The sequence below is a fragment of the Streptomyces sp. NBC_00289 genome, assembly GCF_041435115.1.
In the GTDB taxonomy this organism is placed as follows: Bacteria; Actinomycetota; Actinomycetes; order Streptomycetales; family Streptomycetaceae; genus Streptomyces.
In genome coordinates, this window is the sequence record NZ_CP108047.1 from 92,697 (window position 1) to 113,011 (window position 20,315).

16 protein-coding genes and 2 pseudogenes are annotated in these 20,315 nt (G+C 66.5%); 9 read left to right on the top strand and 9 right to left on the bottom strand.

The features are described 5' to 3' along the window. Positions 1-93 precede the first annotated feature (93 nt). On the bottom strand, positions 94-1,698 hold the full coding sequence (locus OG985_RS49250) for an IS1182 family transposase (protein ID WP_371674763.1): 1,605 nt from the start codon (positions 1,696-1,698) through the stop codon (positions 94-96). Between OG985_RS49250 and OG985_RS49255 the strand changes: the two genes are divergently transcribed. From OG985_RS49255 to OG985_RS49270, 4 genes are all read left to right on the top strand, one after another. Then, positions 1,658-1,921 carry a hypothetical protein gene (locus tag OG985_RS49255; RefSeq protein WP_371674764.1) on the top strand — a complete coding sequence of 88 codons (264 nt, stop codon included), beginning with the start codon at positions 1,658-1,660 and terminating at the stop codon, positions 1,919-1,921. The genes OG985_RS49250 and OG985_RS49255 overlap by 41 nt on opposite strands. 667 nt (positions 1,922-2,588) lie before the next feature. Beyond that, the gene (locus OG985_RS49260; protein WP_331719102.1) at positions 2,589-3,965 is read left to right on the top strand and encodes an IS4 family transposase; all 1,377 of its coding nucleotides are present in this window, start codon (positions 2,589-2,591) and stop codon (positions 3,963-3,965) included. A gap of 81 nt (positions 3,966-4,046) precedes the next feature. Continuing rightward, complete coding sequence (locus OG985_RS49265) at positions 4,047-5,336, top strand: IS1380 family transposase (RefSeq protein ID WP_331719103.1); 1,290 nt, start codon at positions 4,047-4,049, stop codon at positions 5,334-5,336. 164 nt (positions 5,337-5,500) lie between these two features. Further along, complete coding sequence (locus OG985_RS49270) at positions 5,501-5,632, top strand: hypothetical protein (RefSeq protein ID WP_371674765.1); 132 nt, start codon at positions 5,501-5,503, stop codon at positions 5,630-5,632. A 597-nt stretch (positions 5,633-6,229) separates the two neighbouring features. On the opposite strand, the gene OG985_RS49275 is transcribed toward OG985_RS49270, so the two are convergent. The 4 genes from OG985_RS49275 to OG985_RS49290 all read right to left on the bottom strand — a co-directional run bounded on the left by OG985_RS49275 (position 6,230) and on the right by OG985_RS49290 (position 9,566). Beyond that, positions 6,230-7,165: a ParB/RepB/Spo0J family partition protein gene (locus OG985_RS49275; protein WP_331719104.1), complete on the bottom strand. Its 936-nt coding sequence runs from the start codon at positions 7,163-7,165 to the stop codon at positions 6,230-6,232. Beyond that, positions 7,162-8,349, bottom strand: coding sequence for a ParA family protein (locus OG985_RS49280; RefSeq protein ID WP_331719105.1), 1,188 nt, complete (start codon positions 8,347-8,349; stop codon positions 7,162-7,164). The genes OG985_RS49275 and OG985_RS49280 overlap by 4 nt, the downstream gene beginning before the upstream one ends. Positions 8,350-8,647: 298 nt before the next feature. Continuing rightward, on the bottom strand, positions 8,648-8,857 hold the full coding sequence (locus OG985_RS49285) for a Pycsar system effector family protein (RefSeq protein WP_331719135.1): 210 nt from the start codon (positions 8,855-8,857) through the stop codon (positions 8,648-8,650). 292 nt (positions 8,858-9,149) lie between these two features. Continuing rightward, positions 9,150-9,566, bottom strand: coding sequence for an RRQRL motif-containing zinc-binding protein (locus OG985_RS49290; protein ID WP_331719106.1), 417 nt, complete (start codon positions 9,564-9,566; stop codon positions 9,150-9,152). A gap of 207 nt (positions 9,567-9,773) precedes the next feature. Between OG985_RS49290 and OG985_RS49295 the strand changes: the two genes are divergently transcribed. Continuing rightward, positions 9,774-10,988 carry a hypothetical protein gene (locus tag OG985_RS49295; RefSeq protein ID WP_371674767.1) on the top strand — a complete coding sequence of 405 codons (1,215 nt, stop codon included), beginning with the start codon at positions 9,774-9,776 and terminating at the stop codon, positions 10,986-10,988. 187 nt (positions 10,989-11,175) lie between these two features. On the opposite strand, the pseudogene OG985_RS49300 reads toward OG985_RS49295, so the two are convergent. After that, positions 11,176-12,383, bottom strand: a pseudogene (locus OG985_RS49300) (IS110 family transposase). Between the two features lie 389 nt (positions 12,384-12,772). Here OG985_RS49300 and OG985_RS49305 point away from each other — a divergent pair. After that, entirely contained in the window at positions 12,773-13,945 is a 1,173-nt protein-coding gene (locus tag OG985_RS49305) for an acyltransferase (protein WP_331719108.1), read from the top strand. A 77-nt stretch (positions 13,946-14,022) separates the two neighbouring features. On the opposite strand, the gene OG985_RS49310 is transcribed toward OG985_RS49305, so the two are convergent. After that, positions 14,023-14,367: a DUF6444 domain-containing protein gene (locus tag OG985_RS49310; RefSeq protein ID WP_331719109.1), complete on the bottom strand. Its 345-nt coding sequence runs from the start codon at positions 14,365-14,367 to the stop codon at positions 14,023-14,025. A gap of 1,094 nt (positions 14,368-15,461) precedes the next feature. Further along, positions 15,462-16,211 carry a transposase family protein gene (locus tag OG985_RS49315; RefSeq protein ID WP_331718606.1) on the bottom strand — a complete coding sequence of 250 codons (750 nt, stop codon included), beginning with the start codon at positions 16,209-16,211 and terminating at the stop codon, positions 15,462-15,464. A 303-nt stretch (positions 16,212-16,514) separates the two neighbouring features. On the opposite strand from OG985_RS49315, the gene OG985_RS49320 reads away from it, so the two are divergent. The 3 genes from OG985_RS49320 to OG985_RS49330 all read left to right on the top strand — a co-directional run bounded on the left by OG985_RS49320 (position 16,515) and on the right by OG985_RS49330 (position 19,385). After that, a complete protein-coding gene (locus tag OG985_RS49320; protein WP_371674768.1) occupies positions 16,515-17,078 on the top strand; it encodes a sigma-70 family RNA polymerase sigma factor in 564 nt (187 codons plus the stop codon). Further along, entirely contained in the window at positions 17,075-17,827 is a 753-nt protein-coding gene (locus tag OG985_RS49325) for a zf-HC2 domain-containing protein (RefSeq protein ID WP_331719111.1), read from the top strand. Before OG985_RS49320 ends, OG985_RS49325 begins: the two co-directional genes overlap by 4 nt. A 289-nt stretch (positions 17,828-18,116) precedes the next feature. After that, entirely contained in the window at positions 18,117-19,385 is a 1,269-nt protein-coding gene (locus OG985_RS49330; RefSeq protein ID WP_331718661.1) for an IS256 family transposase, read from the top strand. A gap of 154 nt (positions 19,386-19,539) precedes the next feature. Here the strand turns inward: OG985_RS49330 and OG985_RS49335 are convergent. Next, positions 19,540-20,259: pseudogene (locus OG985_RS49335) on the bottom strand (IS6 family transposase). Between the last annotated feature and the right edge of the window lie 56 nt (positions 20,260-20,315).

Below are 20,315 nucleotides of genomic sequence, written 5' to 3' on the forward strand. Positions count from 1 at the left end.
GCCCCACGAGGTCAGGACCGGGCGGGCGGCGTGCCGCGCGGCGGCGGAGCCGTCAGCCCGTGCTCCAGCGGGACCCTGATGGTTAATTCGGGGTCAAGCCGCGAGGGCGAGTTCGAGGCGGGCGAGGTGGCTGGTCCTGGTCCGGTCCATGGGGTGGCCGTTCCACCAGGCGTGGAGTCGGATGAGGTTGAGAGCGACGGCCGAGTAGACGTGCTCGAGGTGCGTCCGGGCCAGGCCGCGGTAGCGGGCACGGCGGGTGCCGGTGACCGCGACGGCCTGGCGGATGGTGCCCTCGACGCCTGCTCGTCGTCGGTATTCGTGCTGCCAGTCACGGGTGGCCTGGGCGAGGCGGGCGGTGTGCTGGAGCTCGTGGAGTTGGCGGGGCAGGACGGTGAGCTGCCGGTATCCGGCCTTCGAGGTGGTGCACCGGCCCCGGGCCGGGCACGGCTGGCAGGTGGTCTTGGCGAACTTGATGACCACGGCGTCGGTGCCGCGCTGGGTGCAGGGGCTCCAGGACGAGCTGGTGCGGCCCTGCGGGCAGACGGCGTTCTGCTGTTCGAAGTCGATGGCGAACGCGGCCCGGTCGTAGCCGGCACCGGCTCTGGCCTGGGGCGAGCAGTCGCCCAACAGCGGGCTGATCAGCACGGTGCCGAAGTCCTTGAGCGAGGAGGCGACAAGCGCCGCGGAGGGATAGCCGGAGTCGACGTAGTGCTCGCCCGGAGCCAGTTTCCGGCCGGCCAGGGTCTGGTGGATCGGCTCGGTCATCGACGCGTCCGGCACGGTGGCATCGGTCGTGGCCACGTTCGTGACCAGGTTCGGGGCGCGGTTGTCGCCATCATCGTCGTCACAGGTCTCGGACAGGTGGATCTTGTATCCCAGCCAGAACAAGTCCTCGCCCTTGGCCGCCCAGCGGGCGTCGGTGTCGTACGGAGAGCCGAGACGGACTCTGGCCGGCGGGAGACCGTCCTCGTCCGCCGCCCGCCGCCGCACCTCCCGTCCTCTGGGGGTGTCGGTGACCTGGTAGTTCTGCACCAGTACGGTCCGCAAGACCTGCACCGCGGGCAGCTCGCGCAGCCATCCCGGCACGTCGGCGCGGTAGACCGCTTCCAGCAGTGTGACCGCATCCGTTCCGAACGCGACGGCCAGGTCGGCGCGCTTGGACGCGGTGACGGGCAGCCGCCAGGAATCGACCCGGGCCGCATAACGCCTGGACCATGGTTCGACGTCCACGACCGTGGCGAGCCAGCCCGGTGCCGCGGCCGCAAGCGCCTCCAGCACGGCCCGCACACTCTCACCGGCCAACTCCAGGCGGTTCATGTCCCGCACCGCGCTGATCACGTGAGTGGAGTCTGTCCGCTGCTTCCCGCCCGGCTTGACCAGGCCCTTCTCCTTCAACGCGGCCAGCAGCAGGTCCAAGGCCCGCTCCTCCAGGCCGTGCTCGACCACCCGGGTGCGGAACTCCGACAACACCGACGCGTCGAACCCCTCGTCCGCCAGGCCGAGCCCGAGCGCGTATTTCCAGGTGAGGTCCTTGCGGGCGGCATCGGCGGCCTGCCGGTCGGTGAGGTTCTCCGCCATCTGCAGCACCGTGACCAGCGCCAGCAGGCCCGGCGAGAGTGCCGGTCGGCCCCGTGCACCGAACGCACCGGAGAACTCCGTGTCCGGGAACACCTCGGGCAACTGGTCCCGGATCGCCACCGCGAGCGGCGGCTCCTTACGCGCGTACATCTTCCGTACCGCCGCAGCGATCTCCGGCGACGGTTCCGGCCACGACCGCGGCGACATCGACAAAACGAGCCCCTCCCCGGCCGGACCCTCCCGGCACAGGAGGAACCTGCCCACCCACTCCCACCAGCACCCTCAGCCGCACGAATTAACCATCAGGGTCCAGCGGCAGACCAAACACCCGCAGACGGCGTGAGGCGTCCTGCGAAGACCGCAAGGAGCGGTCAGGGGAACACCGCTTATCACTGCCGTCCCGAAGACCGGAGATCTTGGTGGACCTGCTGCTGTATGCCTTACTTCCGCGGACACTCCTTCAGGCTCTGAACAGGGTGAGCAACCACCTCCACTGCAGTGTCGGCAAACGAACGTTATCTTGAGCTCCGAAATGATGCGCCTCGCTGACCTGAGGCGATGCGGTGAGGACAGCGTCCGTGAAGCAGCTCATGAGGCAGCTCGGGGCCATGTCAGCATGGCCCGATCGTTGCCGAACCTCGACCTGGGCGGCGGGCCTCCGGAATGGGCGGGCTCTGGAGCCTGGCGGCGCGGAGGTCGCCGAGTGCGTGGGCGAGTTGTTCTCGGAGCTGACGGTTTTCCTCGGTGAGGCGGCGGTTGCGTTCATTGGCGGCCTCCAGGCGCCGGATGAGCGAAGCGTCGGAGGCTCGTTGCCGGGCCGGAACCGGGTCGGCGGGGGCTCGCTGCCGTTCGGTCCGTAGGCGTTCGATCTCGGCTCGCAGCTCGGGCTGGGTGTCAACACCGTTGCGTTTGGCTTCTGAGCTGTACGTCAAGCCCTGGTGAACGGCGCAACGGGACCACCTGATAGATCAACGATCGGCGAAGAAAGTCGATCAAGGTCAGGGGTCCCGTTGCGGGAGAAGTCTGTCATCACGTCCACGATCGAGACGGCCCGGGGTGTGTTCGCGCCGGGTCATCTGGGGGAGTTGACCCAGATCGTGGACTTCGCGCTGGTGGACGCAGTGTTGGAGGAGACCGGTCGGCGCGAGAAGCGCGTGCGGCTGCTGCCTTCGCGGGTGGTGGTGTACTTCGTGCTCGCTCTCGCGCTGTTCGAACACCGCTCGTACCGTGCGGTGTGGTCCAAGCTGACCGCCGCCCTGACCCCGCTGGCCCTGGTGCGTCCTGCGGTCTCCTCGCTGACGCGGGCCAGGCGCAGGGTGGGGGCTGCACCTCTGCGGCGTCTGTTCGAGACGCTTGCCGGGCCCGTCGCCCGCCCTGGGCAGGCCGGGTCCTTCTACCGGGGCCTGCGCACCGTGGCCGTCGACGGGACCCTGCTGCACACCCCCGACGACGAGACGCTCACCTGGCGCTACCCCAAGCGGGCCGGGGAGAGTCTTGAGTTCGGCTACCCGCTCCTGCGGCTGCTGGCCCTGGTCGAGTGCGGAACGCGCGCGCTCGTAGCCGCCGCCTTCGGACCGGAGTCCGAGGGTGAACTTTCCTATGCCGTGCGGCTTCTGACCGCTCTGGACAAGACGATGCTCCTGCTGGCTGACGCGGCGTTCGACGGCAACGAGTTCCTTGATGCCGTCCACCAGAGCGGGGCTCGGTTCCTGGTGCGCTCCGGGGCCCGCCGCGTCCCCACACCCGCCGAGCACCTGGGCGACGGCTCCTACATCTCCCGCATCGGCTACGGCGTCTTGCGGGTACTGCTGCCGGTGCGCGTGATCGAGGCGACCCTCGCCGTCACCCTGGCCGATGGCACCGTCCGCACCGAGCAGTGGCGGCTGATCACCAATCTGCTGGACCCCGTCCGTTTCCCGGCCGCCGAGCTCGTTGAGCTCTATCACCGCAGGTGGCAGGCGGAAACTACGTATTTTTCGATCAAGGCCACGATGCTCGACGGCCGCGTCCTGCGCTCCCGCAGCATCGATGGTCTCGACCAGGAAGTCTACGCCCTGCTCACCGCCTACCAGGCTCTGATCCGCGCCGGCGACGATGCGCTGACCGGGCGGCCGGAAGTACCCATGGAACGGATCAGTCTCACCGTCCTGCTGACCGCCGCAACCGACACCGTCACCGCCGGCCAGGGAATCTTCCCCAGCACCCTCATCGACCTGGTCGGCGCGATCGGCCACGCAGCCCTGAGCGACCTCCTGCCCGCCCACCGACGGCAACGAGTGAAGGCCCGCACCCGCAAGAACCCCACCAGCAAGTACGGCCCGAACGCCGGACAGCGCCCCCAGCCTCACCAATTCACCGTGGTGGCTTGCTCTGGTGACGGAGCGTGAGATCGACATGGAGGGTGCCTCGACCTGCGATGATTCAGCTTCTCAAGGACTGGATCATGGCGGGGAGGAGGCACCCTCCGGGTGTCGAAGCTTACCGAGTGGGCGGACGGCCTGTCGTTGTCGGAGGGCGGGCGGAAGCTGGTGGGCAAGGCAGGGATCGTGCCGGTGCGGCGCCTGGCGGACAAGGTCGGCCTGACCGACACGCTGTCCTCGGCGTTGGTGCGACGGGACTTCCATCCGGTCCATGACCGGGGCGGGGTGCTGGTATCGGCGGCGTGTGCGGTGCTGCTGGGGGCGCGTTCGATCGCCGGGATCGCGGTGATGCGGCAGGCAGCACTGGTACTCGGGCAGCCGGCCTTGGCCTCCACGCTGTACCGCACCCTGGACCAGATCGGCCCGGTCCAGCTCACCAAGATCGCCTCGGCGCGGGCGAAGGTCCGCTCCCGGGTGCACGACCTGCGGGACCTGCGGCCGGGCGGCTTTCCGTGGATACGCGTGGATGGCAGGGAGCTGACCGGCTGGACGGTGCTGGACATCGATGCCTCCTTCGTGCCCGCCCACTCCGAGAAGGAGGGCGCCGAACCGCATCGCAAGGGTTTCGGCCTGCACCCGCTGCTGGTGTTCCTGGACAACACCGACGAGCACCTGGTGTGCCGCCTGCGCCCGGGCTCGGCCGGCGCGAACACCGCGAGCGACCACATTGAGGTCGCCACCGAGGCCGTGCGGCAGCTGCCGACCCGCCGCCGCAGGAAAGTCCTCTTCCGTGCCGACGGCGCGGGCGCGACGAAGCAATGGCTGGCCTGGATCGCCTCCGGCGGCGGCAACAAGGCCCACACCTGGGAATACTCGGTCGGCTGGAGCCGGGACGAGGACTTTTGGAGTGGCCTGGCCAAGGTCCCCGAGAAGGCCTGGACACCCGCGCTCGACGCGAAGGGCGTCCCCCGCGAGGACGCCGCCCTGGTGGAGATCACCGACCTGCTCGACCTCAGCGAATGGCCGCCCGGTCTGCGGATCATCGTCCGGCGCGAGCCCGTCCACCCCAAGTACACCAAGGACTTGAAGCCCTACGAGCAGGCAACCGGCTTCCGCTACACGGTGATCGCCACGAACACGGTCGGCCGGCAGCTGCAGTGGCTCGACGCCCGCCACCGCACCCACGCCCACGTCGAGTCCGGCATCCGACGCTCCAAGGCACTGACCCTGCTGCGACTGCCCTCGTTCAAATTCGCCCTCAACCAGGCCTGGTGCACCCTTCTCGCCACCGCCATGGACCTGCTGTCCTGGCTGCAGCTCCTCGCCCTCGACGGCCGTCTCGCCCGCGCCGAGCCCACGCCGTCCGCACCGACCTACTCGACGTCCCCGCCAAGCTGACCGACCACGCCCGCCGACGCGAGCTCAAGCTCGACCCCGCCTGGCCCGCCTCCCACCACGTCGTCACCGCATGGGACCGCATCCAGGCCCTGCCCGACCCCGGCTGACCACCACGCCGCCACCCCAACACACCGGAAGGAGGAGACCCGCAGCACCCTCGGTGAGTGGACACCGACGACCACCGCGACGACACGCGGCCCACCGACCTGACCCACGACTATCACCCCCTCAGAACGAACCATCAGGAACCGGACACCCCAGCCGAACCACTCACGCCGGCGCGCGCACATGAATGATCGAGGCCAGAAGGCCCAGAACTACACCGTCCATACCACCGTCACATTCTTTGCCCACGGCCTCAATAGCCGCTCACGGCGCTAACGCAACGGTGTTGCCGCCAGGGATCACCCGAGGGAGTGGCGCGCGACCCCGTTGTCCGGACAGCCTCCCCCGGCTGTCGAGGCCCCGGGCATCTTCCCGGGCCCCGAGCCGTCACCGCCTGGCCACGACTCGCAGCAGGAGGCAGCATAGCCACACGCCACCCCGCGGTGACGTCCCGTCTCGTGGTGTAGCCGATCAAACTGGCGGAATCCCCAGGTCGCGGCCCGAATCGCCTTCGCTGGACGCCCTGTTGAGACATATGGAGCCGGGACCAGCGGTGATCGCCCCACCGCCCGCAGCGGCACGTACCGGACGGATCCGAAGCGGAGGCGACAGACCGTGATCGCCTACACCACGAAGGGGGACACGACCCACCCCGCTCCTGGGCGGTGCGCGGCACCACGCGAACCGTGCGTGCTTACGGCGTAAGCACCTCCTTTCTCGGCTGGCCAACACCTCGCGCTGCGGACAGCCATGGCGCAAGTGCTTACGACGTAAGCACTCAAGGGAACTCACGCCTTGAGCAGCTCGATCAGTCTCTTTACCTGTTCCTGTGTCAGACGGCTGCGAAGCTCCAGTGCCAAGGCCTGCAGTTCGTCGTCTGAATCGACCGTGGCCTGCGCGGACTGCTTCTCTGTCGCCTCGGCTGCCTGATTGACAGCACCGTTTGTACGGGGCGAAGCGGGTTGCTCTGCCTTCTTCGTTCGTTCGCGCTTCTTGGCGGCGCGCTGCTGCAGTGCGTGTTCGGCGGCACTGTGCTGCTGCCGTTCAGGCAGCTGTCCGACTGTGCGGGCGACGTCCAAGGGAATCGTCTTCTCGGAGACGGCCTGCTTGAGCTCCGGGGTGAGATTGAGAAGGGCAAGTCTCTGGGTGACCCATCCGCTGGACTTGCCGAGTGCTCGGGCGACCGCCCGCTGAGAGCCGTGCACTTCGACTAGGCGCTGCAGGGCTCGCGCTTCGTCGAGGGGTTCGAGGTCCTCGTGTTGTACGGCTGCGGTGAGTGCGGTCTCCAGAAGGGTGTCCGCGTCTTCGGCGAGGGAGTCGTCGACGTGGACAGGGACGTCATCGAGGCCTGCGAGCCTCGCGCCGGCGAGGCGGCGGTTGCCGTCGACGACGACGTAGTGGGCCGACGTGAGGTCTGAGGCGCGCTCGGGATGGGCTGCCAGAAAGGCATCCCGGGTGACGATGGTGAGGGGCTGAATGACGCCTTTGCCGGTGAGGCTGTCCGCCATCTCCTCTATGGCTGCGAGGGTGGCCCTTGGGTTGTAGGGGTTGGATGCCAGCTGGTCGAGGGGGACGCGGGGGGTTTCGTTGTGAGATGCGCTGTGGCTTGCGGGCGGTGCACTGGCCTGGCCGGCGAAGGCGGCGAAGCTGGCGGCGCGGCTGCTCATGGGCTGAGCTACTGCGTCGAAGGTGGCTGATCCACCGAGAGCGTCGGCTTTGCTCATGTCAGTCTCCGGGCGATCTCGCGCATGTGGTGAGCCTGGTCAGATTCGGGGGCGTAGGCAAGGAGTCCTCGTTGGAGCCGTACGGCTTCGCGTTGCTCCTTCAGGTCGCCGATGACGGCGAGCACAGGGGGTGTGCCGAGGCTCTTCCACTTCTCCAGCGAGGACGTGGCGATGTAACCGCGGCGCGAGTCGTACTTGTTGACCACGAGCCCGAGTTGATCGACCTCGATGTCGTAGTCGCCAGCGAGGGATACGACTTGGTTGATGAGCATGCCGTAGGCCTGTGCGGAGGTGTCCTCGGCTTCGACGGGGATGACCAGTCCGGAGGAGCTGGGCTTTTCGCCTTCGCGGCGGCGGCCGTAGTAGATGGCGGCGTCCATCGCTAGTCCGAGGCTGGGCGGCGAGTCGATGACGATGGCGTCGAAGTGCTCTTCCAGTGGCGCCAAGGCTCGCTCTAGCGCGGCGTGGCGAGGCCCGCGGAACATGGTGAGGCCGGAGTCGAGCAGGAAGGCGTCGAATGCTGCGGGCAGGATGCGTAGCCGGCCGCCGAAGCGTGCTTCCTCTATGCCGACGGTGAGGTCGATCAGAGGCGTACTCGCTTGCTCCCTGTTGAGCATGTGGGTGATGAGGCTTTCCGCGCCGGCGGGAATGGCCTTGAGGCCCAGTTGGTGGGAGAGGTGGCCTTGGGGGTCGTAGTCGACCATGAGGACGCGAAGGCCGAGCCGTGCGGCGGCCTGGGCGTGTCCAGCGGCATCCTGCTGGGGGTCTTCCGCGAGCGCCTGGGCGAGGCCGGCGGTGACGGCGGTCTTCCCGACTCCGCCTTTCTGGTTGCAGACGATGATGCGGCGCGTTGGCGGGGTGTCGTCATCTGCGGGGTTCTGCTCCAGCCAGAGCGCGACGGCCTGGGCGAGGCCTTGAATGTAGGAGACGCCTCTGGTAACGCAATCTTGCTTGAAAGCGTCGTAGAGGCCTTCCGGCAGCCAGGTTCCGAACGACTCGGCTCCTGCTGTGTCAACCGTAGGGAAAAGCTCCAGGGAAGCACGCCATGCCTGAATGCCGTTAGTAACGGCGTCCTGGACGTCAACACTTAGCTGCGCTGCCCGGACTTTGAGGGCTTGTCGGAGGGATGCGGGCAGCTTGGACACGAGCTTCTCCCGCTCACCTCCCGATGTTGGAGATGCCATGCGCGGCAGCATACTGCCGTCTTTGATCGAATCCCGTCAGGAGGATCGCATTTTTCACCTGTCTTGGCGTTAGCTCCTACCTGTTGGGGTGCTTACGCCGTAAGCACCCCCAACGCCATCGCAGGCTGGGGACCGTTCTAGGGATACGGACGCAGAACGAGGCCGGCAGGCCTCGCCAACTGCCGCACCCCCGAACGCAAAAAAGGCCCCCGTGGTATCCGCTTCGGGCGGATACCACGGGGCCAGTCTCAGAGGGCGAGGGCGGCGGCCAGGCCGAGCAGGGGGAGAGCAGCGAGGGTCAGGTTGACCGCTGGTTGACCGCGCGTCGTAGCTGCGTGAACTTGGCGACGGCGATCGTGGACAGGACTCGGATGCGGGCGGCTCGGGTGTCGCCGTCCATGCTCGCCAGGATCTCGGCATCGTCCAGTCGTGCCCAGTAGGGGAAGCTGGCGCGGTCGTCGCCGCCGAGGCGGGGCCGAGCGACTAGGAGCAGCAGGACCGCAGCCACGCCCAAGGTGAGGACTGCGAGCGCGCCGACAGCCTTGACTGCGGTGGGTAAGGAGTTGTCGGCGACGGAGGTGAGACCGGCGAGGACTGCGCCGTTGAAGGCGAGCAGGAGGGACGCCTTCCCGTCCGTGCGCGTACTCCAATAATCTCGCCGGCCAGCTGGTGCAGGCGTTGTCCAGGTTTCGGTCCGCGTCGACGGTGGCGGTGTCGGGGCCCGCCGTTGCGGTGGGTACGGGATGGGTGCGGGAGGACCAGGCAAGGGCCATGGGTGAGTGCTCCTTCGGCCAGCTTGTTCAGGCGGCAAGGTGATGGGTGGTGGTGGCGGCGGGCAGGGTGTAGGTGCCGGGTGCGGCGGGGGTCCCGTCGAAACACTCCAGGCAGGACCCCAAGGTCTTCAGCGGGAGGCAGTGGAGGTACCGCCGGCCACAGGGGCCGGGACATGTCTGGCGCTTGGCCATCGCCTTGTCGAGCGCGGCTTCCTTCGCGAGCGTCATCGCGAACTTCGGCTGCGCCAGGTCGATCCGGTACAGCCACGCGAAGCGCTTGCCGCCGCGGCACTCGATCCGTGCGACGAGCTCCTGGCCGCCGGGGCGCAGTCCCATCTCCCGCAGCTGGCGGCGGGTCGCGAGGGTGGCGCGCCCGGCCTGCTTCCACCGGAAGACCGGTAAGGAGCCGTCGCCGGGGCCGTGCGGGTCGACGTCGACCGCCACGGCCGGACACGTCCCGAACCGGATCACATCCCCAAGACTCACTCAACCTAACGCCCGTCAAAGATCAGTCCCTCCCCTCCGCAAATGAATCAAAGGGTCGAATTAAGTACTGATCACTCCACTCGTGCTTGCCAGGCGGACGTATACCCTTGAGGTCTTACTCTCTTCAGAAGGGGAATTATCTCAATGCGTGGGTTTATCTCGAAGGTGGCGCAGACAGCGCTGTCGGTGGTGGTGTTGGGAGGTACGGCCTTTTCTCTCGGCGGGCCCGCTCAAGCGGCTGACGTACTGGAGCAGATTCAGCAGGTCGCTGGTGGATCGGCGTGGGGTTATGTCAGTACCTCCGACATGTTTCACATCGATAGCGGATCGGGGTACGTCGCAGCGCCCAGCACTCAGGCGGGGAGCAGCAACTACGGCTCCGTTGATGTCCGTCGGCAAGCGGGATCAGCCCACAAGTACACTGTTCGTTTCGCTGGACTAGGCGCACAGCAGGACCAGGTCATGCCTGGGGTGGTGCATGTCACCAAGAGTTTGTATCAGGTCCCTTCGCCCGGGACCTCGCTGAATAGCAACGGGGACTGCATTCCCTCTTCGCCCTACTCATCCGACGGTGACCTTTTGGTCGATGTCCGGTGCTATGACCGCGACAATCGTCCCGATATGAACGCCAACTTCGCCCTCACCTATGCGCAAGGAGCTGGCATAGAAGGGGCGGGGGACAGAACGATAGTGCGGGTCGACAATCCCCCTGCACCCCTCGAGACTGCACCTGTACAGCCGCCCGTGCAGGCGAGCACAACGGGCCAGCCGGCGAAGGTCCTCACCGCAGGAGAGTGGGGCAGCTATATCGTCAAACTGCCTGTCCTCGCGGGGCCTTCGTCCTTCACCGTGACGGCCATTGGCGATTCTGGATCCGATAAGTCGTGCAACCTCGGCAGTACCGCTGTGGTGTTCGGTTCGCCTGCCGTGCAAGAGGTGCGGATCAAGTGCTTTAACCCCCGGACGGGGGCACCGGTGACGTCAGGGTTTTCTCTGACGCATGTAGCGCAGACGAACCTCGTGGGTGCCCGCAGCCGTCTCTCCGCTGCCCATGTGTGGGTGCCGCTGGTCCCTGTGAGTGACGACGTGACTTCGCCGTCGATCCGCTACAACCGAATTTACGGGGCGGAATCCGGGCAGGTCTTGGTGCTGCATGCAGCAAAGGGTAAGTACAGTGTTTTGCTCGGCAACCAGCAGTGGAGCATCTCTCATAGTCCGATCGTTATGGTGACCGCGCAGCAGAGCACGGCGTCTTGCCTAGTAGAACCTACCAACCACATTCAGAACGGCCCCTTCCAGACCGCATTCATCGTCTGCCGGGACGGCCAAAGGAATTATGTGGACACTGGCTTCCACCTTGCTTTCATGGCTACGCAATAGCTGGTGATGCCCTGAAGGCTAGTCATAAGCCCTGTTTGGTGCGCCGCCCTTGGTCAGCAGCGACGGCCCCGCTCGATAGCCTGACGAGTTCTCACACACGACAGGCACTACTGGGCGGGGCCGGCAAGCACCGCAACACCCAGGGGCATTTCAAAGGGCGTTGTCAGACATCCCATGGCGTTGGGTGTCAACTCGTGGCGAGGTTGGCGTGGTGGGCCCAGGCGGTGGCCTCGTCGTAGCGGGTGCGGGTCTTGAGGCATCCGTGGAGGATGCCGACGAGGCGGTTGCCGACCTGACGCAGGGCGGGGTTGTAGTCGAGTTCGCGGGCTCGCTGCTTGTTGTAGTAGCGGCGGACTCCGGGTGAGTTCTGCAGCGCGCAGAACGCCTGGCGCTGCAGTGCGTCGGCGAGGCGGTTGTTGCGGACGAAGCGGGCCTGGACGGTGTGGCTCCTGCCGGAAGCGTGGGTGACCGGGCTGGTGCCGGCGTAGTTCTTGCGTGCCTTCGCGGACGCGTAGCGGGCGGGGTCGTCCCCGAAACTCGGCGAGCACCCGGGCCCGGACGATCTCGCCGATGCCGGGCATCGACAGGTAGATCTCAGCGTCCGGGTGTGCCCGAAAATGTGCCTTCACTTCACCCTCCAACGTGTCTATCTGCTCGTTGAGGGCAATCAGCAGCCGGGCGTGCGCGGTCGCCGCGGCTGCGTAGGCGGCGGTCACCGGGGCCGCGACGTCGAGCTGGGGCTCGCGCAGCGCGGCCGTGATCGCCGCGGCCCTCTGGTCGCGGTTGCGGCGGCGGTGCCGGGCCAGCACCGCGGTGATCTGCTGTTTCGTCAGCTTCGACGCCCGCTCGGGTGGGGGGGGGCCTTGACCAGCAGTTCCAGGGCGTTGGTGCTGGTCAGCTCCAAGCTGGCGTAGGCAGTGAGCGCGCCGGGGAAGTACTCGCGCAGCGTGTTCCGCAGGCGCTGGAAGGTGCGGGTGCGTTCCCAGATCAGGGTGTGATGGGCGCGGGCGACGACCTTGACGGCCTGGGCCTGCTCGCTGTCCCGGCGATCGGCCGTAACTGATCGCGGTCGATGCGGACCATGTCCGCGAGCGCGTGCGCGTCGCCCTTGTCGCTCTTCGCGCCGGAGGTGCCGTAGCGTTCCTTGAACCGGGCCGCCTGCCGTGGGTTGACCGCATAGACCTGGTAGCCAACCGCGAGCAGGGCCTGCACCCACGGCCCGTGGTCGGTCTCGATCCCGACCACTACCTGCCCCGGCTCCAGGTCCTGGCCACCGTACCGGGCGACCAGGGCGTGCAGCTTGGCGATCCCTTCGACACCCTCCATCAGCCGGGCGGTCCCGAGCCTGCGGCTCGAACCGTCCTGGACCTCGACATCATGGTGGTCTACACGTATGTCACGTGTTCCTCTCGCCTGCTGGAATAACAGCTGAGCGCCGTCGCCGCGGACCGGCTCGACGAGAGTCCGCTACACGAGGACTCCTCGGTCTGGCCGTCGCGGTGCGCGCTGACCTCGCAGACAGAGGATCCTGTCGGCTGGTCTGTTGAACTGCTCAGCCGTACGCCACGTACCAGTCGCTGTGGGTGGCAGTCTGCCGCCCGGCGTAATACCAGGGAACGGGTCGGCGGGCATACGCCTGTCGCAGGTACATCGCGCAACGACCGCAAGGCGTCGACGGCGGGCGTCAAACCGGTGCCCAAAGGAAGGGTTGAACGATTCCAGTGAATTCGAGCCGTTCGGTCAGCGACTCTCTCGACTTAGCCGCCCCAGCGGACCAGGAGGAGATGGCGAGCGGAGCACAAGTCCGTCGGCAAGTGCTGGGTCTGGATGGTCTGCGCGGCCTGGCGGCACTCTATGTGGTCCTGTTCCACTGCTGGTTGTACACCTTCCCGGGCTATCCAGACAGTTCAGCGCCTCCGTGGCTGGACATGCTGATGTTCGGGCGCCTCGCTGTCGTCTTCTTTCTGGTGCTGTCTGGATTCTCCCTGGCAATCTCCCCGGCGCGTCACGGGTGGCGGTCGGACGGCGTCGCCCAGTTCCTGCGCCGACGCGCTTGGCGCATTCTGCCTCCGTATTGGGCAGCGCTGGCCATGAGCCTGATCATTTCCTGGTTCGTGGTGCCAGCTTCACACTTCGGAGAACCCACCGGCGCGTCAATTGCGGTGTACGGCCTCGTTGCTCAGGACATGTTCGCCGCCCCGACACCGAACGGCGCATTCTGGTCGATCGGGGTGGAGGCCGAACTCTATCTCCTTTTCCCTCTCCTCCTTTTTGTTCGGCGACGGTGGAACGCTACTATTTTGGCCGCATGCGTGACACTTCCGGTGATCGCCGGTGTCCTGATGGCGGCTGACGCGTCCCCTGTGGAGGGCGACAACTGGCTCGCTCCCCATCTCGCTCCCGTGTTCGTTGCAGGCATGGTAGGAGCAGGAGTCGTCGTTGCGTCGGACAGAGTCCAACGCCTGCCCTGGGGATGGTTCGCCGTCCTGGCCGCCATCCCTGTCCTGGTTCTCGGTGTCGTCCAGGGGTCTGTGTGGACGGTGGACCACTATTTCGGGATAGATCTCGCCATCGCTCCCGCCATGACGATGCTGCTTGCCGCGGTTGCCACCGGCAGACCCGCCATCCTCGTACGGTTCCTGACGGCGCGACCCATTCACAGCCTCGGTAGCTTTTCCTACAGCCTCTACTTGATCCATCTGCCGCTCGTCATGGCGGTGATTCGCCGAGTCGCCCCGCATTTTGTGTCGTCCGGCCTGCCCACCTTCTGGTTCACGCTTACGCTGGCCCTCCCGGTTTCGGTGCTTGCGGCATGGCTGTTCTCTCAAATCTTCGAAATGCCCTTCAAGCGAAACAGATCTTGGAAATCCATGATCGCGACGAGCCGTTCCCAATGGTCCGGCAGGAGCGCGACAGACCTCCGACGGCCTTATGAAGGAAATTCTGGCCAGAACTGACGATGTCGCAGTGCTGCTCTACCGCGCAACGCCGGCGCTTGCCTTTTTTAACTTACCCTCCACCTGGGCGTCGGCGGTCAGCACGGCGCCAGTGATGTCCAGCGTCTCCAGCAGGTCACGCAGGCACGGGATCTCTCATCCGGGGTCTCGGTCTGCCGCAGCGTGGTGCCCGGCTGCCCCTTCGGACGGCCCGGGCCACGCCCGGACTTCCCGCGCAGCGACCTCGGGGCGGGCTTGGCCAGGCCGTCCGAGGACGGCGGCTTCGAGGAGTTCGAGGAGTTCTGGCCCAGCCGGGCCTCCAGATCCGCGATCCGCGCCCGCGCTGCCGCCAACTCGGCGCGTGCCGTGGTCAGCTCGCTCCGCAACTCAACTACCAGCGCCACGACTTCCTCATAGCTGGGGAGCAGTGCGACTGAGGACATGAGACCCAATGATCACGAAACCGGGCGTCGAGAGCAACTCGCCTACCAGTGACCAGCTATCCAGTCACACTTCGAAGACCCCTATATCGGCACCGACGTCCTCACCGGCCGGCGCAAGCCACCCGGCCGGGAACGACCCCAAGCCGACAAGATCCTCAACCAGTCCATCAGCACCCTGCGCGCCGCCGTCGAACCAGCGATCGCACACCTGAAGGACTGGAAGATCCTCCTCGCTACCGCGGCCCACTCGACACCCTCCCGAGCATCGTCCGCACCATCACCGCACTCGCGTCCTTCCCAAATCCTGGTGAGACTTATGAATAACCCCCCGGATACTCAAAGACCCCGGGACAACTCGATACTAGGTACGCGTACTCATGACTCGCCAAACCGACGGATGGACCATGCGTGCATGAGAATGAACAAGTTGCACGCCGCGACCTCCGGGGTTTTGGGCGTGGCCGGGCCGTGCCGGTTTCGGCGTGGGGACTGAGGGGGCAGCAGGACGTCCAGGGTCAGGCGCCGTCTGAACTCGACTATGCCTCCGGTCGCTGGACTCGGAAAGGACCTTGAGACCGCTCGGTGTGGCCTCAGCTGTTGGCGCTGGTCAGCGGCACCCTGCTTGCATGCCTCACGCAAAGGTTCTTCAGCGGTGTGGGGTGGCGGGTGCCGACCGCCGGGGTCATCGGCGCGAATAGGGAAATAATTAACCCGCCGAGGGTACCTCGTACAGAAGAGCCATATCGAAATGCACTATCCTGCAACTAGTGTCACTATATTCGTTATTTTGGAGGCCCTAATATGACTAATATGTCCCGACGTTTGAAGGTCGGCCTAGCAATCTTTGCTGTGAGTGCAATTGGCGCAGCAGTGAACCACATTGCGTGGGGAATGCTGGGAAACCCTTTGAGCGGCCCAAATTTCGGCGGCGGAGCGCTGCAGCTGCTGTTTTACGCCTGCGCGCTGGCGGGAGTAGCCATCCTCGTGGCTGAGCTCGTTCGCCGACACAACTCCTAGCGGGGTCGCAAGACAACGGCCACCGCGCCGACCACCGCGAAGTCGATTTCACAGATATCGACTACATTGAGCCTTTTTCACGTGTAGATCATGAGGGTGAGGATCGCGGCAGCTACTGACGTGAGTCTGTTCGGACTGACGCGGGCATGCCGGAAGATCCGCCACTGCTTGATCCGGGAGATGGTTCGCTCGACGGGAGCACGCAGTGCGGCGTGGACCTTGTTCGACGTCTTGTGCTTGTCGGGCAGTTCGGTTCCGGGCCGTCGTTTGATCGGGGTGATCACAGTGCCGCCGGCCCCGACGTACCCTTTGTCCGCGAGGATCTCGAGGTCCAGTCGCGCGCAGGTGTCGACGATGGCGTGCTCGCGGGCGGCCGTCACATCGTGGGTGCCGCCCGGAAGGGCGGGTGACATCCACAGCAGTTTGCCCTCTTCTGCCGCAATGACCTGCAGATTCACGCCCTCGCGGCGGACCTTGCCGGAGAAGTGCCCCGGCGCCTGGACCCGGTCGGTCTCCGCGACGGTGCCGTCCAGCAGCACGTAGCCGTCCGTGTGATGACTGGTGAGCGCCTCGGTCAACGACGGCGCGTGCTCCGCAAGTTGCCCGATCGTGTGGTTCACGTAGCGCCAGGCGGTGGCCGTGCTGATGCCGAAGCCTGCGGCGATCTGTTCGAGGGTGTCGTGCTTGCGCAGGTAGACCAGGGTGCACCGGGCCCGGTCGTACGGACGCAGTCTGCAGCGCCGGCCGGCTTCACAGGACGCGATCACCATCGTGACCAGCTCCAGGAGCTCCGGATCGACATCGCATCCGGCAGGATAGGAGAACACGGGGCATCTCCGCAGGTGAAGGTTATGTCTGGCGACTCTCCAAACCAACGGGATGCCCCGTTCGGCACGCCACCGTCAACACTTCACCGACGCTCACCCGCAGGCCGTACAAGTGAAAAAGGCTCAGGGACTCCACGAGAGTAAGAACAGCTCAGACCCTCAGGTACTGCCCCGTCGGGTACGGAGGCGTGAAATCCCGCGGTGTGGTGAACGCGTGTGAACCTTCTGCGGCTGGTGTCCGTTTCCTGAAGTAGCACCGGCTTGCCGGGCGGCCCCGATCAGGATGTAGGTGAAGATGGCAGGGTGAGTAATGACGATAAAAGGGATATCTCTTCCGCCTCTCCGGAAGGTGAGGAGCTGGTGGAGGTGTTGTACCGGGAGCACGGGAATGCACTGCTGCGTTTCACGGTCGGTTTGTGCGGCGGGGACCGGCAGCGGGCCGAGGACGTGGTGCAGGAGACCTTGCTGCGGGCATGGAAACACTCCCAGCGGCTCGAGGCCATGGACCCGGCCGGGATCCGACCGTGGCTGGTAACGGTTGCCCGCCGCCTGGTTATCGACACCCACCGGGCCCGCTCGGCCCGCCCCCGCGAAACCGACCCAGCGCCGCTGGAGTTGCTGCCTGGGCCAGACGAGATGGCACAGGCGTTGGAGACCATGGTGGTCTCCGACGCCTTGGACACTCTCACCTCGCAGCACCGGCAGGCCCTGGTGGAGACATACCTCAAGGGCCGCACGCTGGCGCAGGCCGCCACCGTTCTGGGAATCCCGCCCGGAACCATGAAGTCCCGGGTCTATTACGCGCTGCACTCCATGCGCCTAGCCCTTCAGGAACGAGACGAACGACAGGAGAGACCCGGGCGATGAGCACCAGCCCTGACCATCACGAAGTGGCCGCCTACGTCCTGGGCATCCTGGATGCGGCCGCCACCGACGCCTTCGAAGAACACCTCACCACCTGCCCCGACTGCGCCCTGGAAGCCACGCAGCTCAGCGAGACCGCCGAACGGCTCGCAGCCCTGGCCACCCCTGTCAACGTTTCAGCGGCCCAGGGCGGCGCCTTGCACGGCCAGGGCAGTCTGGCGCTGGCCGAACGGCAGGTGCCGGTCGGCGCCGTCATCAGCGGACCGGAACTCCTGCAGCGCACCCTGGCCGCGACCGCGGCCGAGCGTCGCACCACCAAACGGCGACGTCTGGTCCTGATGGCTGCCGCAGCAGCCGCGATCATCGCCGGCCCCATCCTGGCCCTCAACGCCACTCCCGGCCATCAGGCAGCCCCCTCCGCGGCCGCCACCACCCTCCCCTCCCTGACAGGCCAGGCACACACCACACACAACCTGGCCACCGGCGTCACCGCCACCGCCGCCCTCCAGCCCAAGACCTGGGGCACCGCCATCACCCTGCAAGTATCCGGCGTCAAAGGACCCCAGACCTGCCGCCTCCTCGCTGTCAGCACCGACGGCCACGCCCGCCCAATCGGCGACTGGCGCGTATCTGCCCCCAGCACACCCAAGCCCCTGACCGTCACCGCGGCCACCGATCTGTCCCTCGACCAGCTCGACCACCTCGAAGTCCGCACCGCCGCAGGCCAAACCCTCGCCACCATCTCCACCTGAGTGGGCGTTTAGAGACAATCCGCTCTTCCCCCACCCCGTGGTCGCCGAGTCGCTCCTGGACCGGCTGATCAACACCAGCCACCAAGTGATCATGAACGGCCCCAGCTACCGGCCCAACAAGCGACCCAGAGGAGGCAGCACCGACAAGAGGGAGTGTCATGAATCAGGTGTGGATCTCCCCGAAGGAGTGAGCCTGATGAGTACGACGACTGGTCACCTGATCGAGACCGTGGAGGGCGTGTCGCTTGCCGAGGTCGGCGGTGGCGTCGAGGGTGCCGACGTGAAGTCGATGCCGGTGTCGCAGAATGGTCTGTCCAGTGAGCTGCTGGAGGAGCTGGCCGCGCTCGCGGCCGAGAAGGTCCGCGGAGAGGGACTGCGGCTGATGGGCGAGGGCGGCCTGCTGCCCGAGCTCGCTCAGCACCTGATGCAGTCCGCGCTGGAAGCAGAGATGGACCAGCACCTGGCCGACGGGGTCGGCCGCGTCGGCGGGCGCGGGTCGCGCTCGGGCGGCAACACCCGCAACGGCTACCGGAGCAAGAAGGTGATGACGGAGGTCGGCGCCGTCACGGTGCAGATCCCGCGAGACCGTCTGGGCACCTTCCAGCCCCGGCTGCTGCCCAAGTACGCCCGCCGCACTGGTGCGTTGGACGACCTGGTGATCTCGCTGACCGCAAAGGGCCTGACCTCCGGCGAGATCGTCTCCCATCTCGCCCAGACGTACGGGATGACGACAACGAAGGAGACCATCTCCACGATCACCGACAAGGCCCTGGAATCGATGGCGGAATGGCGCACCCGCCCGCTCGACGCGGTCTACCCGGTCGTCTTCATCGATGCCGTGCACGTCAAGATCCGAGACGGTCATGTCGCCAACCGGCCCATCTACGTGGCCATCGCGGTCACCGCCGACGGCTACCGCGAGATCCTCGGCCTGTGGGCCGGCGACGGCGGCGAGGGCGCCAAGTACTGGCAGACGGTGCTCACCGAGATCAAGAACAGAGGCGTCCGTGATGTGCTGATGCTGGTCTGCGACGGGCTCAGCGCCCTGCCCGACGCGGTGAACGCCGTCTGGCCCCGGACTGTGGTGCAGACTTGCGTGGTTCATCTCCTGCGCGCGAGTCTGCGGTATGCCTCACGCCGCGACTGGGCCGACGTCGCACGCGACCTCAAGCCCGTCTACACCGCTGTCAACGAGGACGAGGCCCGGGCACGGCTGACCGACTTCGACGACAAGTGGGGCAAGCGCTATCCGTCGATCGCCGGGACCTGGGAGCGGGCCTGGAGCGAATTCGTGCCCTTCCTCGGTCTGCCCGACGCGATCCGGCAGGTCGTCTACACCACGAACGCGATCGAGTCCCTCAACGCCCGCTACCGGCGCGCGGCCCAGGCCTGCGGACACTTCCCCAACGAGACCGCCGCCTTGAAACGCCTCTACCTCGCCACCCTCGCACTCGACCCCACCGGCCGCGGCCGCCAGCGCTGGAACAACCGCTGGAAAAGCGCTTTGAACGAGTTCGACGTTCTCTTCGACGGCCGCCTTACCGCCGGACGAGTGTAGGCCGACCAGCCCACCGAAAAACCTGTAGGCCAAACAGACGAACCACACCTGAATCCTGATAGACCCCGACAAGACAAACAAGGGTGTCACGTTGGTGGGGTGTGATGGGTTGATGGCGTGTCAGGGTGTGGTGGGGGCGTGCGTCGGCCTCTGGTCAGGCCGCGGTGGCCAGGCCGGTGGTGCCGGTGATCTGGTCCCAGATGGTGAAGCGGATGGTCATCTCGAGGCGGTGTTCGGGAGCGGTCATCAGGTGGCGGCGGGGTCGGAAGTGGGGTGAGATGCCGCTGAACGCGGACAGGAACCGTTGCGCCCCGCCCGGGGAGCGGAAGCCCTTCATGGCGCGCTCGCGCTGCCGGGTTGGCTGGTGGGAGTTCTCGGCCCGGTTGTTCAGCCCCTTGTGACTGCGGTGCTCGACCGAGCGCATCAGCCGGCGGTGGGCGGCGCCGTAGGAGCGGAGCTTGTCGGTCACCAGCACCCTGGGCACGCGGCGATGCTTCTTCATCAGCTTGGCCATGAACCGCTTGGCGGCCTTGGTGTCCCGCTTGGATTGGACCAGGATGTCGAGGACGTTGCCGTCCTGGTCTACGGCCCGCCACAGGTACTGCCGCTCGCCGTTGACCTTGATGAAGACCTCGTCGAGATGCCATTTGTCGCCGGCCCGCGGCCGGCGGCGGCGCAGAGAGTCGGCGTAGGCCTGCCCGAACTTCACGCATCAGCGGCGCACGGTCTCGTAGGAGACGATCACGCCGCGGGCGAGCATCAGCTCCTCCACCTCGCGGAAACTCAGCGGGAACCGGAAGTACAGCCACACGCAGTGGGAGATGATCTCCGCCGGGTACCGATGCCCCTTGTACGACGGCGACGCGCTCCCCACGGCAAGACCCTCCCCAGCGTGACCAACCCCAAGATCATCTCATGCCGGTCAGCCAA

Excerpts from the sequence above, each read along its gene's own strand:
- OG985_RS49275 (WP_331719104.1), bottom strand. The coding sequence starts at position 7,165 with ATGAGCAAAGCCGACGCTCTCGGTGGATCAGCCACCTTCGACGCAGTA.
- OG985_RS49305 (WP_331719108.1), top strand. The coding sequence starts at position 12,773 with ATGGCGAGCGGAGCACAAGTCCGTCGGCAAGTGCTGGGTCTGGATGGT.
- OG985_RS49330 (WP_331718661.1), top strand. The coding sequence starts at position 18,117 with ATGCCGGTGTCGCAGAATGGTCTGTCCAGTGAGCTGCTGGAGGAGCTG.
- OG985_RS49310 (WP_331719109.1), bottom strand. The coding sequence starts at position 14,367 with ATGTCCTCAGTCGCACTGCTCCCCAGCTATGAGGAAGTCGTGGCGCTG.
- OG985_RS49280 (WP_331719105.1), bottom strand. The coding sequence starts at position 8,349 with ATGGCATCTCCAACATCGGGAGGTGAGCGGGAGAAGCTCGTGTCCAAG.
- OG985_RS49325 (WP_331719111.1), top strand. The coding sequence starts at position 17,075 with ATGAGCACCAGCCCTGACCATCACGAAGTGGCCGCCTACGTCCTGGGC.